Raw genomic sequence first — 17,378 nt, 5'->3', positions numbered from 1 at the left:
TAATAACGAGGCTGCTCCCCGCAATGAGCCAAATGAAAAAGCTGCCCCAGAAAGTCGATTCGACTTCTGGAGCAGCTTCTATATTACCCCCGGTTCTCCCAAGGTTGCAGCATTAGATTGTTGCGATCTTGATCAGGTTCGTCGCGCCGGATTTGCCGATTGGCACGCCCGCCGTAATAACGACCGTGTCGCCCGCTTCCAGGCTGCCCGATGTTTTGCCAGCTTCGAGCGATGCCGCGAACAGATCGTCCGTCGTCGTTACTTTGTCGCCCTTCACAGCCGTTACGCCCCATACGAGCGCCAGTCGGCGTTGAATGCGCTCATCGGACGTGATTGCGATGATCGGAGATTTCGGACGGTACTTGGATACCATGCGAGCCGTAAAGCCGCTCTCCGTTGGCGTCAGAATCGCCTTTGCATCCAGCTCCAGCGACGAGCTTACAACCGATTTACTGATAACTTCCGTCACGCTGGACGATTTGCCGAAGCCTTCTTTGTACAGGTTGCTGCCATACTCCATGATCGACTCGGATTTGACAGCGATCGTCGCCATCGTACGGATCGATTCGACCGGGTATTTGCCGGCAGCCGTCTCGCCCGACAGCATAACCGCGTCCGTGCCTTGCAGTACAGCGTTCGCAACGTCCGTTACTTCTGCACGCGTAGGGCGCGGGTTCACTTGCATCGAATCGAGCATTTGCGTTGCAACGATAACCGGCTTGCCGGCTGCGTTACATTTGTCGATCATAACCTTCTGGATAAGCGGCACGTCTTCAACCGGAATTTCTACGCCAAGGTCACCGCGTGCGACCATGATGCCGTCGGATGCTTCGATGATAGCGTCGAGGTTCTCAACGCCTTCTTGGTTTTCAATTTTCGACACGATTTGAATATGGCCAGCGCCTGCCTCTTCGAGCAGTCGACGAATTTCGATAACGTCCTCCGCACGGCGGACGAACGATGCTGCTACGATATCGACATTTTCCTTAATGCCGAATTCGATATGCATCACGTCGCGCTCCGTTACGCCTGGAAGCGTCGTTTTGACACCTGGCAGGTTGACGCCTTTACGAGGTTTAATAACGCCGCCGTTCACGACTGTGCAATAGATGTTCTTGTCGTCAACCGAGTTAACGCGCAGCTCGATCAAGCCGTCGTCGAGCAGAATGACGCCGCCTGGCTGCATGACTTTCGGCATATCCGCATAGTTGACCCACAGCTTCTCGCCGTCGCCCAGCTGCTCTTCTGTCACGAACGTCAGCGCTTGTCCAGCTTTCAACTCGTACGAAGCTTCCTTCAGCTTGCCAATACGAATTTCAGGACCTTTGATATCCATCAGAATCGAAACGTTCGATCCCGTAGCAGCCGCCGCTTCGCGAATCGAAGCGATACGCGCGCTGTGATCCTCCAGCTCGCCGTGCGCCATGTTCAGACGCGCAACGCTCATTCCTGCCGTCATCATTTCCTTCAATACTTCAACCGACTCGCAAGCCGGGCCCATCGTACAAACGATTTTCGTTCTCCGCATAGTTCGTTATTCCTCCTGATGATTGCTATATGGTCATATTTTAACGCTGAAACTTTCGTTCGCATATGAAATATAGTATTCTAAATATACTATAGTACGAATCGGTAGAAGGGAACTATTTACCATGCTGAAACTGCTTGACGTCACTCTTGATCGGAGTATGAATTGGTACGGACATGCGGAAGGGGCCGATACCGACAGGACGCATACGCTTGTACTCGTCAGTTACGGCAAGTGCGTCTACTGGATTGGCGCGGACAAGCTCATATTGGAAAAAGGCGATCTCCTCCTCATTCCGCCCGGCACCGATTACTACGGCAAGACCGTTCCGACCGTCTTCCACGAGAAGCTCGTCGTCCGGTTCCATGCGGAACAGCTTGCCGCCGAGCTTCCGCTGTTGAATCAGCAATCGGAGGTCCACGCGAGGCTTGGACGATTCGAATGGATGCTCGATCGGCTTCGCTCTCTCCATACGGAATGGACGGACGGGACGCCTTACACGAATATTCGCGGCGCTGCCATCGTTGCGGAAATTGTCGCGTTGTGGAACCGTGAATTCGACCAAGGGCCGATGGTGTCGAACACGCAGAAGCTTGTCGAACGAATGAAGCAGTACATTCAACAATATCATCGGGAGAAAGTGACCAAAGACGAGCTCGGCGCCTATATCAACCGGACGCCGAACTATGCCGCCACGTTGTTCCGGCGGGCGACTGGTCAGACGATCAGCGAAGCGGTTCATACGGCGCGCATGAAGACGGCTGTCTATATGCTGACCGATTCGCTGCTGACCGTGAACGAAATATCCGATTATCTCGGCTATCGCGACGTTTCGTACTTCCAGCGCGTATTCAAACGAACAACGGGACGGACGCCGTCGTCGTATTCCAAGTAATCCTGCTTACTGTCGGTCGGAACGCTGCATCACCAGTCTTCAATCGACAAGGCATGATTGATCGCGACGCCAGCCTCATAGCCTTCGCTTACGGCGCCTGCCACGCCAGTGAAGGCATGCTTGGCATCGCCGATAATATACAGTCCGGGAAGACGCGTCAGCCCATGATTTCCCGTCTGGTATACGCCTCGCGGCTCTAGATGTACGCCAAGCTGCCTTGGAATATCGGTCGCTTCATAAGCGCCGGTATTCGTGAGAAACGCACCTCTGCGCGCGATGCGTTGACCGTCAGCCAGCTCGATATGAGTCAGCTGACCATCAGAGGAAAGCAGTGCCGCAATCGGCTGCTCGTACAGCGAGATGCCGCGTTCATGCAGCTGCTCCCGCTCTTCGGCGTTCAGCTTAGCCGCGCCATCCGTGCACACAACGAGGTCGCGGCTCCAAGTACGAATGAGCTGAATATGGGCGAGCAGATTGCCGTCGCTGCAATTGCCCAGCAGAGCGAGCGGCGCATCGCGAAGCTCCCAGCCGTCACAGTACGGGCATGGGAAGACGGATCGCCCATACACATCGGATAGGCCTTCCCAATGCGGCAGTTTTTCTTTCATCCCTGTAGCGAAGACGAGCATTCGGCTCGTTACTGCCTGCCCTTCTTTCGTAAGCGACCGGAACTGTCCATCTGCGGCTCGCTCAACCGAAACAATCGTGTCATGCCGCAGATCGACCGTCTCGTAGCGGCGGAGCTCCTCTCGGGCCAGCATGCGCAGCTGTTCCGGCTCTGTTCCGTCCCGCGTTAAGAAACCATGCGATAGCCGCGTAACGGCGTTTCTGGGCTTTCCTTCATCGATCAACACGACACGCCGCAGCGAACGGCCGAGCACGAGCGCTGCGCTCAAGCCTGCTGGTCCGCCTCCCGCAATCACTACATCCACCACCTGATCAGCCATTGGTGCCGCTCCTTTCCTTCACTCCCATAGGATGAACAGAAATCGGCCAAACCGTTCATCTTCGTGCAAAAGTAAAACCCGCCCGCTTCCTCAGCAAAGGCGGTATAATGGAGGCATTAAATAATTTCCAATAATGGAGGAACGTATCGTAAGATGAGTACCCATTATCTTTTTCACACTGAAGAAACAACTGCGATTTTGAACCGGTTCGGCCAAGACTTCTATGACAAAGTTGTGAAAGATCTCGCTACATATGCCGATCGGTGGTCGCTGACGTCCCTGCAATTGATTCCTTCCTACTCCGTGAACCTCGTCTTTCGCTGTCACGCAGAACGATACGGCGATGCCGTCCTGAAGATCAGCAAAGCTGAATATGGCGGCATTCGAACCGAATGGCAGGCGCTTCATCATTATGCAGGCAGACGGATGTGCCGCGTATTCGAGGTTGACCTCGAAGCTGGCGTAATGCTGATGCAAGGAATGGTACCAGGTACGCCGCTTCGTGCAGTAGACGATCTCGACAGCCGACTCGACGTCTTCTGCTCCCTTTATCGAGACATGCATCTCCCTCCTGCTGAAGCTGATTCCTATCCGACCTACACGCATTGGGTCAACCGAATTACCGACTATATGAGCACCCGCTCAGACGCTATCGCATTGTACGGGCATATGCGCCGCGCACAAGAAATACTCGTTACTTTATCCGATTCCTACTCCCAGCAAATGCTGCTGCATGGCGACTTCCATCACGATAATATTCTGCTCGGCGAAGGCGGCGAATATCGAATCATCGATCCGAAAGGCGTCATCGGCGACCCAATATTCGACACGCCACGGTTTATTCTGAACGAATTCGGCGACGACATCACCCCTGCGCTTCGGAACAAAATCAACCACATCTTCGCCGTCTTCGAGCAGCGGCTCCAGATTCCAGGCGCTGTCCTTCGGCAATGCCTCTACATCGAGACGACGATGGGCGTCTGCTGGTGCGTAGAAGACGGCGCCACGCCGGAGGAGTATGTGAAGCTGTTGAAGCAGGCGGCATTCGCGGAGAGCTTGCTGAACGAATAATTTGCTGGCCGCCATAAACTTTGCCGTATTGCAATCGTTAAGCGGGTAAGGTGGTTATTCAGATATGCGGCTGTGCTCTCCGTTGTATTTTATACAATGAAATAGACACGAATAAGGCCAGAAGGCCGCTCCTATTGTAATCTATACAACAGGATGCGAGCATACTGACCTCGTAACAGTCCGATTGGCCTTATGGGGACCACGTTCTGCTGCACAGCATGCAACAGCAGATTCGTGAAGTTCATCGATGGGCGATTCCCATTGTACAAACTGCAATGGCTCAGCGTCTGCACTACTTCTTCCGGAAGCGGAAAATAACCGCCGGCGGGAGCTCGTACCAGTCGAATCGGGATGCGCTGTCCGCATTGAGCTGGAAGCTGGGCTCCTCCCAACCGTCCATGATGAAGCCAGCTCCTAAGAACAAGTTGATATAGTAAGACAACGGCCGGTGGAACAGCAAATGCGGGACCGGTTGTCCTCGAACGCCGATCGTTTCGAATGATTCCGGGGTCAGATAGTTGGTGATTTGAACGCTGCTGCGCGACACAATCTGACCTTCGATCTCTTCTGTTTCATGGATTTTGCGCACATTCGGGGATTGGAAGCATGGGTGGGGAATGGAAAATACGAATACGCCATCCCGCTTCAGCAGCTGGCTGAGCGCGCTCGTCAGCGGCTGGATATCTGAGATATCCATGAGCGCCATATTCGCGACTGCACGGCCGAAACGTTCGACCCCGAATGCGAGCAGCGCTTCATAATCTGTGGCATCGGCTACATGATAGTTAATTCGGTTCTCATAAGATGCGGAGCGCTGCTTCGCACGCTCGATCATGACGGCACTATAGTCCAGTGCAACAACCTGTGCTCCGAGATCGGCCAAGCGGCGCGAGAAGTTGCCATTGCCGCAAGCGATGTCGAGCACCGTATCGCCTTCCTTCACTTCAAGAAGCCGCTCCGTCGAAGGACGAACGATCTCCCGATGGAAACGATTGCTATGCTCGCCCATGTAATCATCCCAGAATCCCGCTACCTGATCCCACCTAACGCGAGATTCATCGGTCAGCGATTTCCATTCGCTCATTGTTGTATTCTCCCATCTGACTCATTTAGGTTACAAACCTTGCCATCAACGACAATGCGATTGCCCGCTGGATCCATCATCTGAAAGCTTATCTTACTCTTGTTATAGCATAATCCAGTATTTTCCGATATTGAATTGTAGAGGTGATCCTATGCTCCACATTGTGAATGGCGATTCCGTTGGAAACAAACTGCGTCTATGCCGAATCGAAGGAGATATACTCGTCTGGCGGGAGATCTACTCGTTCGGCCCTGTATTTGTAAATATGGGTGAAGCGGAGTTGCAGTTCCGGGCGCAGTATCTGGAACGTACGCTAGGCATTCCGGCAGCAGAATTCATAGAAGGCTGCAGGGCGCAAGAAGAGCAGCTTCGGGGCATTCATCAGCATGACGATGTGGTGCTCTGGTTCGAGCATGACTTATTCGACCAGACGATGCTCAGTTATTTGCTGCATCAGCTTGCGGGTAGACAACTAGGCGATACGCGAATTCACCTGCTTTGCATCGGCGAATTCCCCGGCATCGAGCCGTTCCACGGCTTAGGTCAACTAAGCGTGAAGCAGTTGGAGGCGCTGGAAGGGACATGGCGGCAGATCGGGAAGGAAGAGCTTGCACTCGGCAGTGCGATCTGGCAAACATACGCATCACCGAATGCAGAAGATCACATGGCGATTGTGCAAAAGGATACGTCATCGCTCCCTTATGCCCGCGCCGCTTTCACCCATCATCTCGCCCGCTTCCCTTCTGCCTTCAACGGACTTGGCATCGTCGAGCAGACGATCCTGGAGCTTGTGAATGATGGTGCGGCCTCTCCGATTGATCTGTTCCGACAAACGATCGATCGACTGCACGTACTCGGCATGGGCGATGTGGAGTTCGGTTATTGGCTGCGGCGATTGCTGCATCAGCCGCACGCATTAATCGAATTGCATGGCATCGAGACGTTGCCTGACGTGTCACTGGAATCGCCGCTGCCTCCTCACAACAGCACCATAATGATCACCGCATTAGGCCGCAGCGTTCTAGCCTGCGAGCAGGACTGGATATCGATCACCGGCATCGACGAATGGTACGGCGGCCTGCACCTGCATGGACTCGACTGGCGTTGGGATTCTAGTGAGGGACGGCTGCGAAAGCTGCAATAGCGAAGCTATAAGACAAAAAGGTTCTTCCCGTCTTGCCGGCGGGAAGAACCTTTTTATTCGCTACCCAAGCATCATATACATCGCAATCGTGCTTTTCTTCGGCTCGTCCGGCAGCGTTATATCCCCCTGCTCCAATGCATGCCGCCAGCCCATCGTTCGCATGTTGTATAGAAACTGACCGGATACAAACTTCAGCTGCTCGTTCAGTCGAGCAGGCACATCACGACCGATGACAGCGTATACCGATTTGTAGAAACGGTCCATGATCTCTTGCAGCTGCGTATAGATCGGAAGGTCGGCAAGATGCTTCACCTGTACAAATTGCTCCTGCCTCAATACGAGGAAGCTCGGAATAATTGCATCTTCTTGCAGCTTAATAAAGGATCGGTCCGCCAATTTGCGCACGACTTCCTGCTCCACTGTGCCAAGCGCAGAAAGTTTGCGATTAGTTTGAATAATAGAAGCGAGAACGCTCACCTCATGTGACGACATTTCACCCGCCCGATCCCAAATGTCTTGCGTGCCGCCGATCTTATAGAACGACATCCTGGCAGGCCCATTCACTGCGTTATTATTCCCCGATGACATACTGTATGAGGAATGGAATTCTTCATATCCGACAATATCCCAATGTCCATCATGCGGACGCTTCGTATAACCATCGCTAACCCCATTGGCGTGCTGCACATCGAGCGCCACGAAATCGACCGCCATCGGAATGAGTGTCCAGAGAAGGAAGCCGCGATCCCATTGATGCTCCAGCAGCTGTTCCAATTCCGGTATCGCCTTATCCAGCATTTCGATCAGCTTTGGGGAAAGATCTACTGCCGTCTCTTCGGCTAACTGAAATATTTCGCGCTGCATGTCCTTGTCGACAATAATAAAATCCGTCTCGAAGCGGCCCTTCGACACTTCCTTCAGCAGCGTACAATCTACCAGCAACTTGACCTCTTCTTCCATGTAAGGCATCGAAATCCCCAGCTCAAGACAGAGCTCCTCCAAGCTTAATGGATTCCGATACGCAGCGAGCAAAATGTTCTTCGGAATAAGCCGTTGAATGAGTTTCCACGGCGATCCGTCATCCCCGTCTTTTCCGCTTTTGCTGAACCAGATATTCTCCGCCTTGAAACTGCGCACACCAACTTCCCTTGCCATCTCGATCCCCTCCCGCATGTTGGTTCGGCATTCGTGAAGCTTGCGCTTGACCGTTCCTTCGGGAAGACCGAGCCTTCTCGCGATCGTACCGATTCGCTCACCGTCGAAGTAATAGGCGACGACAATTTCGCGGTAGCCGGATGCGAGCAGCGACAGTTCGCGACGCAGCAGCGCTAGATTTTCCCGAAGCAGCAGCTGCTCTTCCGCCGTCGCGCCCTCGTCAGCCACGGCTGCCAATGGCTCGTCTCCGAGGACTGTCGCGCTGCGGCGTTTCTTCTCCTTGGCCCAACGCGAATAGCGGTTCCTCGCGATAGTCCAGATCCATCGGCCGAGGTCATCTGGACGGCTGCCGTTCGCAAGACTGAGCAGCGCCTGCGAGGCAATGTCCTGCGCCAGATCCTCTGCTTCCGTTCTGCTGCCCGTCTTCTTCAGCGAGAAGTAATATAGTTTCTCAAGATAATCATGCCCAATCGCCGCAGCCATCGTGTCCGGCATATACAAGCTTCACCTGCCTCTTATCTCATTAGTGTCGGGTCATGCAGGATGGTTCGGTCTGTTCGAAAACTTTTTTTGCTATAATCAACTAGACTCCTTATTCCATTACGGAAGGAACGCGGGTGCAGCACATGAAGCCTATTCATCATCCATTGGTTTGTATCGGCAACGGCCATAAGCCCCCTAATCAGCATAAGTGGGGGCCTGGCGTACGCGATCTCTATGCTTTGCATTATATCGTCAGCGGGAAGGGCGTTTTCGAGACTCGCGGCTCCCGTTTTCAGCTGAAAGCAGGCGACAGCTTCATTATCTATCCGGATACCGAAATACTCTATTACCCTGAACCGCATGACCCATGGGCATATGTATGGCTGGAGTTCAAGGGCGACGAAGTACCCGATCTGTTGGCGATGACACAGTTTACTCGAGATCAGCCCGTTGTCGCAGCATCCCCCCGTGATCTGGCGTCTTTATATCCCGTCACTCCGAATGCAGACGCCAGACCATTCGAACGCACACGCGCCGAAGCACAGCTTCGTCTCTTGCTGTCGCACTATTTGGAGTATTATCCGAATGAACGAACAATTCCTGCCGCCGACTATGCTGCGCTAGCGAAGCAGTATATCGAGCATCATTACTGGAAGTCGAGCCTGACCGTATCGGATATTGTGAACGCAGTCCAGCTTGAGCGCAGCTACTTGTTCCGTCTCTTCAAAGATGCGACCGGCATGTCGATTCTGAACTACTTAACGTCACATCGAATTCAACGTGCGTGCGAGCTGCTCCGAACGTCCGACCTGTCCATCAAGTCGATCGCCTACTCGGTCGGTTATAAGGATCAACTGTACTTTTCTCGTGTATTCAAAAAAGCAACGTCCTATTCCCCGACGGAATATGTGACGCTGCTTCACTAACGTTATTTCACTAATTTAGCTCGTACAATTACGCAGTCATGTGCCCGCACATGAGGCGCGAAGCGCTCTTGGAACACGCCGAGCTCCTTGTGCTCCCAGCAGTCGTACAACGACAACGACATCCCTGCGGCATTAGGAATGCCAACGTCCCAGAATAGCAGCGGCACCTCGCGTTGATGATCGCTTAAATTGAAGAAGCCGAAAGCCAGATCGCCGTCGCTGAGCACCTTCACGAGCATAAACACGTCGTTTCCGTGGAACCAATTCGGCTCCGGCTTGATCCGATAAGCGCCGCGGCCTTCGGCATCCTGATTGATGGCGATGATGTCGCGGTTCAGCAAAATGTCCTTCGTTGCCTCGTTAGCGGAGCGAACATCGCAGCCGATCATTAATGGCGATCCCATCATTGCCCATAACGAGAAATGCGTCTTATACTGCGTATCGGTACAGCCTCCATTGCCTTTGCCGATAAATCCATCGTTGCTGCCGCCATACATGCCGACGACGAGCATGTCCATATCGTTGTGGCAGAACGAGCCCGTATAGCAGCCCTTGTCCAACTGCGACTGAGCTAGACTCTTGATGGAATCCCACTTATCTTGAATATCCCCCGTCGAGCGATACATATGCGCCCCTGACTCGCGAATCCACTGATATACATTATCTTCTCCCCAGTTGCAGGCGGAGAACAGAATATCTCTTCCGCTGTTCTTGAGCGCCAGGCTCATCCGCTTATACAGCAGTTCGCCCGACATCTGCCGCGGCTTGAAGCAGTAATCAAATTTGAGGAAATCGACGCCCCATTCCGCCAACTTCTTCGCATCTTGGAATTCATGCTCGAAGCTGCCCGGATAACCCGCGCAAGTATTCGTTCCTACGCACGAGTACATGCCGAACTTGAGGCCCTTCGAGTGAATATAATCCGCAAGCGCTTTCATGCCGCTCGGGAATTTAACAGGGTCTACTACCCAATTGCCCTCCATGTCACGCTGCTTCAAGCTCCAGCAGTCATCGATGACGATGTATTCGTAACCCGCATCCTTATAACCTTCTGATACGAATAGATCCGCGACGTCTCGAATCAATTGTTCATTAATATCCCACGTGAACGTGTTCCATGAATTCCATCCCATCGGCGGGGTCAGACCAAGCGGTTTCGAATATTCCATCATTAGCGCCTCCTGTGTTCCCGTGCTGGCGGGAATCAACGATTGTCCATTCCATTGTCGAATTGCTAATGGAATTAAATCATAAGAACCTCTGCTCAGCCTATATCCTGACGTTGCTTTTATATGGACAAATGTTGCTTGGCGTAAATGCGAAAACTTTTTCCGATTAAATCGATAAATTAATTGTATACGTGACATGATCCGTTCAACTGGCACATGCCAGCATATCGTCGTATCATAAAAGACAGTTGGTTTGCAGCGGAATGCTGTACATATGTAAAGGATATTTCGCACAAAGAAAGGAGATGTTGAACAATGGCGGGCTTTCCTGCATGCGCTCCGATCTGGCAAGCCGCACCGCGCTGCTCCTTTACTTGGTGAGGATGTTGGGTTTTTCTGTATGCATTAGGGACTTAATTACGGTTCGGCGATCTGGCTTTCAAATAGCTTTTAACTATCATATAATAGTTAGTATCATAATCTAATTTATCACGGAAAAGCGTACTTGATTGACGAAGGGTATGTGACGATTGTCACAACCTGAATAATAGAACGTAAGGACGGTAAATCATGAGTAACAGACAAACGACAGACGTTATCTTAATTGGTGCCGGAATCATGAGCGCAACACTTGGGGCGCTGCTGAAAGAACTGATGCCATCGTGGAAAATTTCCGTGTTCGAGAAGCTCGGAAGCGCTGGCGAAGAAAGCTCCAACGAGTGGAACAACGCAGGTACAGGTCACTCTGCCCTGTGCGAGCTGAACTACACGAATGAGAAACCCGATGGCTCCATCGATATCAACAAAGCCATCAAGGTTAACGAAGAGTTCCAAGTATCCAGACAGTTCTGGTCTTACTTGGTGAACAGCAACCTGATTCGCAATCCACGGGACTTTATCGTATCCGTACCTCATATGAGCTTCGTGCAAGGCGACAAGGACGTTAATTTCCTTCGCAAACGGTTCGCGGCGCTGTCTGCTAACCCGCTGTTCGAAGGCATGGAGTTCTCGGACAGCCCTGAGAAGCTGAAGGAATGGATTCCGCTCATGATGCAGAATCGCGTCGTTGACAAGCCGATTGCGGCAACAAGAAGCGAAGCCGGAACGGACGTCAACTTCGGCGCGCTGACGCGCATCTTGTTCAAGCATCTGCAGAAACAAAATGTAAACCTTGAATATAAACGCAGCGTTGAAGACATCAAACGTACGAGCGACGGCCTGTGGGAAATGAAGGTTCGCAATCTCGATACGGGCAGCGTAGAACGTCATGCCGCTCCATTCGTCTTCATCGGCGGCGGCGGCGGCAGTCTCCACCTGCTACAGAAGACTGGAATTAAAGAAGGCAAAGGCGTTGGCGGTTTCCCTGTAAGCGGCCTGTTCATGGTGTGCCGCAATCCAGAGGTTGTGGCGAAGCACCGCGCCAAAGTATACGGTCAAGCGCCAGTCGGTGCGCCTCCAATGTCCGTCCCTCACTTGGATACGCGTATGATCGACGGCAAGGAGTCGCTGCTCTTCGGACCGTTCGCAGGCTTCTCGCCGAAGTTCCTGAAGACGGGCTCCATGCTCGACCTGATCACGTCGGTTAAGCCGCACAACCTGTTGACGATGCTCGCAGCTGGCGTGAAGAGCGCTTCGCTGACGATGTACCTGATCAAGCAGGTCATGTTGTCCAAAGAGCAGCGCATGAACGATCTGCGTCAATTCGTTCCGGATGCGAATAGCGCAGACTGGGATCTGCTCGTTGCAGGTCAACGCGTACAGATCATCAAGGATACCCCTACCGGCGGCAAAGGTACGCTGCAATTCGGTACCGAAGTTATCAGCGCTGCTGACGGCTCGGTTGCCGCACTGCTCGGCGCATCCCCAGGAGCATCGACGGCTGTATCCGTCATGCTCGAAGTCATCAACAAGTGCTTCCCGCAGCATATCAAAGCTTGGGAGCCGAAGATCAAAGAAATGATTCCATCGTACGGCGTGAAGCTGATGGATAACCCTGCGCTGGTCCGCGAGATTCAAGCAACGACGGGTCGTGCGCTTGGTTTGAAGAGCGAACTGCAAGCGGCTGTTAAATAAATAAGTTTATAGGAGGCGGTCTCCATCCCGATTGCGGGTGGAGGCCGCTTTGCTTTACACTCGAATAGAAATAGTTGTTAAATTCATCTGCATCCCCCATGATTCCTCACCCCGCATGCTACCCTAATTCGAAACAGAGGTGCTCTTATGATGAATAAAGAAAACGCAGCGCGATTTATTTGGGCGAATGCGAGACTGCTCGAACGGCGTGTGTTCGACCACGCCTTCTTCGGCGGCTCGGCGGGCGATGTCGTGCTGGCGCTGCGAGCATATCAGAATGACGATGGCGGCTTCGGTCATGCATTGGAGCCGGACTTGCGCGCGCCGGACAGCCAGCCGCTCTTCGCGGAATTCGGATTGCGAACGCTGTATGAAGCCGGGATACAAGATGCCGAGCTTGCTGGCGGTGTATGCCGTTACATCGCGAAACAGGCTGATCTTAAGCAAGGAATTGCGACGATTACCGCTTCCTCACGGCATTATCCTCATGCGGATCACTGGAATTCGGCAGATGCAGAGCAGCCTTCATTCAGCCGCTTGACGGGTTTGGTTGGCCTGCTGAATTGGCAGGGCATTCAAGATCCTTGGCTCGATAAAGCTGTTGATGTCTGCCTCCAGCATATCGCAAAGGAGAAGTATGAGGATTCGCATACGATTCTAACGGCGTTTTGCCTGCTCGAGAGCTTGCCTCAGACGGATGCGATCAGAGCGCTGTATAACAAGCTCGCTGACGAGCTGATGAATGCACACTTTTTCCGATTGGACCCAGCTTCTCAAGGTTATGGCCTCACGCCTCTTGATTTTGCACCGGTATCGGATTCATATTGCCGTCCACTCTTCAGCGATGCTGTAATCGAGCAGCATCTCAAGGCACTCGCGGCCGAACAGGATGAGGACGGCGGCTGGCCGATTTCATGGCAGCCACCGAGCGAGCTTGCGAGATTGGAATGGAGGGCTTATCGGACGGTCAAGAGCTTGATTACTTTCAAATCCTATCGATGGTTGTAATCCAACGTTAATTTTTCGCGCGGACCTGTTTGGTTTTGCCTACGATTATCGTTACTTAACTGATCAACGACTACATACAAGGGGATGAACGCGATGGCAGGAATGCTAGGCAATGCGCTGAAGGCTGTATGCTCCAACTATGTACCTGTGAGGAACCCGCTGAAGTCGGCGGAATGGTGGCAGCGGAATTTCGGACTCGAATATGCGGTACCGTACAATGCCGCAGAAGCGCAGGTCATCTTGAAGTTGTCCGATGGACAATGGCTTCATCTCGTCCAAACCGACGGCCCGATCGATAACCAATTCCCGAGCAAAACGGGTTATGAGATGTTCCGATTAACGTTCGAGGTTCGTCAGATCGAGATGTTGTATGACCATTTGCGTGCTAATGGCGTCCAGACGGCTGAGCTGAAAGATCGGGACAGCTGCGGCATCAACTTCGTCTTCTACGATTCGGACGGCAACAAGTTCGACGTGAACGAATGCGTGAACGTCCATCGGACGCCAGAAGAGGTTGAACGATTGAAGGGGAATTTGTTCGGCTTGGTTCGATAATGGGCGGCGCTTGCTGCGATCATAGGAGCGTGATTCGGAAGTGCGAGTTGAGATTGTGGAAACCGACGGCATCTCTGCTTATGTCGGGGTAAGAGCGAGTTCAACTTTTGACCAGCTAGGTTCAACGGTCAGTCGTGCATTCGACGAGTTGATGACAAGACGCGATGAAATTAAGAACATCAAGAGCGATAACGTTACGTACGGAATTACTCCACCCAATTACAAAGGGAACAATGGGATTGTTGATTTCTACTCCTGCTATGAGGTAGATCCGTTTGAGAGCCTGCCGCATGGCATGGTGCATCTCCACCTGCTGCCTCGTCTGTATGCCGTGACTTATTATAAAGGGCCTGCCAGCCAGACGGGAAACGCGTATGATTTTACGAGCCAATGGCTGAAGGACAACGGTTATGAGTACGACGATGTCGCTTACTACTTGGAGCGCTATGATGAGAAGACCATTCCCGGTTCTGATGATGAGCGGAATGAGATTCAGATTTGGTCGCCGGTGAAGAAGCGTAAGGGATAGTGATCGTGGTCGATACGGATGGAATCCGGATAGGGCTGTCGCGAAGCACGTATGTGCTCTTGCGGCAGCCCTTTTGCGGCTCCTCATATGGACAAAATCGGGTCCTCGTCATACCTAACCTGCAGAACATGCATCTTTTTCAGCCTGTACTGCAAACCATGGAGTGATTCCTGGAGAATATGCAGGCATTTCTCATTATCTCGCCCAAATAGCGGGCTATACCTGCTAAAAGGATGCATGAAATGAAGGCTTGCCAACGCAATGTGTCATTATCAGCGGATAAGCCCGTACGAATTGCAGGTTTGCTTAAAAATTTATGATGAAAGAAGGTGTACTTATGCAAACTGAGCTGCACATCGCCCTGCCCAAAGGCAATCAATCTGTCTCGCATCTGTTCCGGCAGGCTGGTTATCCACTTCCTTGCGACCTAGAGGAGTCCCGTAATTATATTATCTCTCTGCCTAATATGGACATGTCGTTCATACTTGCAAAAGCAATTGATATCCCAACTTATGTGGCGTATGGCGTAGCTGATGCAGGCATTGTAGGCAAAGAGGTGCTTCTGGAGAATCCGAGGAATGTATATGAGTTGCTTGATCTTACGATTACGAAAAGTACGTTGGCTGTCCTCGGAAATCCAGGAGCTGCGCAAGTGAATCCAAGAGTGGCAACCCCCTATCCGCGCATTGCATCGCAATATTATCGCAATAAGGGGCAGCAAGCTAAGATTATCCCCCTTAACGGTTCTCTCGAGCTTGCATTAGCAGCAGATTTAGCTGATTGCATCGTAGATATCCCTAATTGGTATGTAGGCGTTGATTCCAATGAACTGGTCGTGCTGGACACCATCCAACGTGTATCCTGCCGTCTTATAGCAAATCGAGCAAGCTATACGCTATATAACGAGCAGATTCTAACGTTGTGCGAACGCTTGAGCGTTGTTTCACAATCAAGATTGCCGCAATAACCCATGATTCCGAACATTGTGATCGAAGAACTCCCTAGCCTCGGGAAATAAGAGATCCGAAATCTCGTCTGCGCTGAACCAGCGTACCTCATCAATCTCGTCGTCTTGCGGCGCCAGATCCGTTCCGTCTCCCGTATACGCAACCAGAAACATCGTCGTCTCCTGCCGCTCTAGGCCAAGCTTCTCTCGCACGACAGCGTCAAATTCAAAACAGATCTTCTGCTCGAATTGGTGGAGAACAACGTACTGATCCGAGCCAGTTTCCTCCTTCAACTCTCTGCGCAGCGCCTGCTCTACATTTACATCATCTTGTTCCATGCCGCCTTTGGGAAAATCCCATTTGCCCGCAATCTTACCCTGCGCGCCCTTCACCTTATGAACTAACAGAATCTTATCCGCATTCAGAATGATGCCGCCCACCGCTTTACGAATCATACTGCGTCCTCCCCATTTATCGAACTGGGATGAAGCTATACCATCAACGTCAGGAATGGAAACAAGTTCTATTATAGAGGCGACAGTCCTCAAAATAAATAAAAGTTGTACACAACAAAAAAACGCGCCTGCTCCAGCAGACGCGCTCTCCATCCCTTTATCCCCAATCGATTCCGATCAATCGCCCAGCCGTTTATGAACGCCCGTGTGGAAAAATTCGCTGTGCCCACAGTTCGGACACACATAAACGTTAAAGGTCAAATGCTCCTCCACATCGAACAGCGCTCCGAATATTCCGCGATTATTATCCCGCGATTCGAACCGATATTCCTTCAGAAATTGCATATCGCCGCTGCAGCGCAGGCAATCCAAGCCCTCCACAACGCCATCTCCCCTCGTGCTGATTTACCATTATTAACGGGTCAGCACGAAATAGGTTGCAGTTGGAACTAGGTATTTTTATTCAGATTCCATCCACATGTGATTGTGTGGATATTGTGGATAAGCTGTGTGTTATGTTCATAACTTGAAGCGCTTACTTAACCTGTGCAGCGTGGACAACGATTGTCCACACCGCACGCAACTGATATTATTCGTTCCCCGCTTCAACGCGGTCGCAGTGGATAACGATCGCGTCACGCCAGAACGCCGCAAGCCCTTCCTGGTGCTTATCGATATTGGCTGTAAAGCGCGGATCGTTCACATACATTTCTCCCAGCCCGCGATACATCTCGGTCGAGCAGTCGTAGAAGTTGTCCGTAAGATGCTGCCGATGCGAGGCGACCAATCGCTGCGCTTCCTCATCTGCCGGTCCGAACGGCATCCGTTCGATCAATTTGCGATTTAACTCCGCATTGAATTCCTTGATTCTACGCCAATCTTCCTCGGTAAATTTGGACGTTCGGCGCGCCGATTCCTTGTACGCATCCGTGCCTCCCCACCGTTCTTCCGCTTCCTTGCCGTACTTCTGCTGATGTTCCTCGATTTCTTTCATATCAAACGGCTCAAACATATCCTGCTTGCTCATCGAATACCCTCCTTCAATCGATTGAAGCGTCTGCTCCACCGACTGGATGATTTGTTCGAGGCGATGCTTCTTCTTCAGCAGCAGCTCCTTATGGATGCGCAGCATTTGCTGCCGGTCATACGCGGGATCGTCCAGAATAAGGCGAACCTCCTGAAGCGGCAAGTCCATCTCCTTGAAGAAAAGCACTTGCTGCAGCCGTTCGAGATCCTCTTCGCTGTACCGTCTGTAGCCGTTATCCCCAACTTCGGACGGCTTCAGCAGACCAATCTCGTCGTAATGGTGCAGCGTACGCACGCTGATTCCGGCCAGCTTAGCTACTTCCTTCACCTTGTAATACATGTCGCATCACCTCTTACTTGTATCGTAAAGGATCACGTAACGT

General features: G+C 52.1%; 17 protein-coding genes. 9 read left to right on the top strand and 8 right to left on the bottom strand.

The window, feature by feature from the left end:
* Positions 1 to 112 precede the first annotated feature (112 nt).
* Positions 113 to 1,528: a pyruvate kinase gene (pyk, locus tag SBI19_RS16070; protein WP_317969931.1), complete on the bottom strand. Its 1,416-nt coding sequence runs from the start codon at positions 1,526 to 1,528 to the stop codon at positions 113 to 115.
* Positions 1,529 to 1,652: 124 nt separating this feature from the next.
* On the opposite strand from pyk, the gene SBI19_RS16065 reads away from it, so the two are divergent.
* Positions 1,653 to 2,423, top strand: a complete 771-nt coding sequence (locus SBI19_RS16065; RefSeq protein ID WP_317969930.1) for a helix-turn-helix transcriptional regulator — start codon at positions 1,653 to 1,655, stop codon at positions 2,421 to 2,423.
* A gap of 29 nt (positions 2,424 to 2,452) precedes the next feature.
* On the opposite strand, the gene SBI19_RS16060 is transcribed toward SBI19_RS16065, so the two are convergent.
* On the bottom strand, positions 2,453 to 3,370 hold the full coding sequence (locus SBI19_RS16060; RefSeq protein WP_317969929.1) for an NAD(P)/FAD-dependent oxidoreductase: 918 nt from the start codon (positions 3,368 to 3,370) through the stop codon (positions 2,453 to 2,455).
* Between the two features lie 153 nt (positions 3,371 to 3,523).
* Here SBI19_RS16060 and SBI19_RS16055 point away from each other — a divergent pair, with 153 nt between their 5' ends.
* Positions 3,524 to 4,441, top strand: coding sequence for an aminoglycoside phosphotransferase family protein (locus tag SBI19_RS16055; protein WP_317969927.1), 918 nt, complete (start codon positions 3,524 to 3,526; stop codon positions 4,439 to 4,441).
* 292 nt (positions 4,442 to 4,733) lie between these two features.
* On the opposite strand, the gene SBI19_RS16050 is transcribed toward SBI19_RS16055, so the two are convergent.
* Positions 4,734 to 5,525, bottom strand: a complete 792-nt coding sequence (locus tag SBI19_RS16050) for a class I SAM-dependent methyltransferase (RefSeq protein WP_317969925.1) — start codon at positions 5,523 to 5,525, stop codon at positions 4,734 to 4,736.
* A gap of 151 nt (positions 5,526 to 5,676) precedes the next feature.
* Between SBI19_RS16050 and SBI19_RS16045 the strand changes: the two genes are divergently transcribed.
* Complete coding sequence (locus tag SBI19_RS16045) at positions 5,677 to 6,669, top strand: DUF1835 domain-containing protein (RefSeq protein WP_317969923.1); 993 nt, start codon at positions 5,677 to 5,679, stop codon at positions 6,667 to 6,669.
* A 60-nt stretch (positions 6,670 to 6,729) separates the two neighbouring features.
* Here the strand turns inward: SBI19_RS16045 and SBI19_RS16040 are convergent, their stop codons facing one another.
* Entirely contained in the window at positions 6,730 to 8,319 is a 1,590-nt protein-coding gene (locus tag SBI19_RS16040; protein WP_317969921.1) for an RNA polymerase sigma factor, read from the bottom strand.
* A gap of 131 nt (positions 8,320 to 8,450) precedes the next feature.
* Between SBI19_RS16040 and SBI19_RS16035 the strand changes: the two genes are divergently transcribed.
* Positions 8,451 to 9,233, top strand: coding sequence for an AraC family transcriptional regulator (locus tag SBI19_RS16035; RefSeq protein WP_317970022.1), 783 nt, complete (start codon positions 8,451 to 8,453; stop codon positions 9,231 to 9,233).
* A 2-nt stretch (positions 9,234 to 9,235) separates the two neighbouring features.
* Here the strand turns inward: SBI19_RS16035 and SBI19_RS16030 are convergent, their stop codons facing one another.
* Positions 9,236 to 10,405 carry a glycoside hydrolase family 27 protein gene (locus SBI19_RS16030; protein WP_317969919.1) on the bottom strand — a complete coding sequence of 390 codons (1,170 nt, stop codon included), beginning with the start codon at positions 10,403 to 10,405 and terminating at the stop codon, positions 9,236 to 9,238.
* A gap of 567 nt (positions 10,406 to 10,972) precedes the next feature.
* Here SBI19_RS16030 and SBI19_RS16025 point away from each other — a divergent pair.
* The 5 genes from SBI19_RS16025 (at position 10,973) to hisG (ending at position 15,534) form a co-directional block, all read left to right on the top strand.
* Positions 10,973 to 12,475 carry a malate:quinone oxidoreductase gene (locus SBI19_RS16025; RefSeq protein ID WP_317969917.1) on the top strand — a complete coding sequence of 501 codons (1,503 nt, stop codon included), beginning with the start codon at positions 10,973 to 10,975 and terminating at the stop codon, positions 12,473 to 12,475.
* Positions 12,476 to 12,622: 147 nt separating this feature from the next.
* Positions 12,623 to 13,483, top strand: a complete 861-nt coding sequence (locus tag SBI19_RS16020; RefSeq protein ID WP_317969915.1) for a hypothetical protein — start codon at positions 12,623 to 12,625, stop codon at positions 13,481 to 13,483.
* A 93-nt stretch (positions 13,484 to 13,576) separates the two neighbouring features.
* Positions 13,577 to 14,038, top strand: a complete 462-nt coding sequence (locus SBI19_RS16015; RefSeq protein ID WP_317969913.1) for a VOC family protein — start codon at positions 13,577 to 13,579, stop codon at positions 14,036 to 14,038.
* A gap of 40 nt (positions 14,039 to 14,078) precedes the next feature.
* Entirely contained in the window at positions 14,079 to 14,567 is a 489-nt protein-coding gene (locus SBI19_RS16010; protein WP_317969911.1) for a GyrI-like domain-containing protein, read from the top strand.
* 316 nt (positions 14,568 to 14,883) lie between these two features.
* A complete protein-coding gene (gene hisG, locus SBI19_RS16005; protein ID WP_317969909.1) occupies positions 14,884 to 15,534 on the top strand; it encodes an ATP phosphoribosyltransferase in 651 nt (216 codons plus the stop codon).
* Here the strand turns inward: hisG and SBI19_RS16000 are convergent.
* From SBI19_RS16000 to SBI19_RS15990, 3 genes are all read right to left on the bottom strand, one after another.
* Entirely contained in the window at positions 15,517 to 15,969 is a 453-nt protein-coding gene (locus SBI19_RS16000) for an NUDIX hydrolase (RefSeq protein ID WP_317969907.1), read from the bottom strand. The two genes, hisG and SBI19_RS16000, sit on opposite strands and share 18 nt — an antisense overlap.
* Before the next feature lie 177 nt (positions 15,970 to 16,146).
* Entirely contained in the window at positions 16,147 to 16,350 is a 204-nt protein-coding gene (locus SBI19_RS15995; protein ID WP_317969905.1) for a zinc ribbon domain-containing protein, read from the bottom strand.
* Positions 16,351 to 16,558: 208 nt separating this feature from the next.
* Entirely contained in the window at positions 16,559 to 17,335 is a 777-nt protein-coding gene (locus tag SBI19_RS15990; RefSeq protein WP_317969903.1) for a MerR family transcriptional regulator, read from the bottom strand.
* Between the last annotated feature and the right edge of the window lie 43 nt (positions 17,336 to 17,378).

It is taken from the genome of Paenibacillus sp. CCS19, assembly GCF_033239625.1.
In the GTDB taxonomy this organism is placed as follows: Bacteria; Bacillota; Bacilli; order Paenibacillales; family Paenibacillaceae; genus Paenibacillus_T.
The sequence above is the reverse complement of the archived record's forward strand: the minus strand, read 5'-3'. Positions and strand labels throughout refer to the sequence as shown.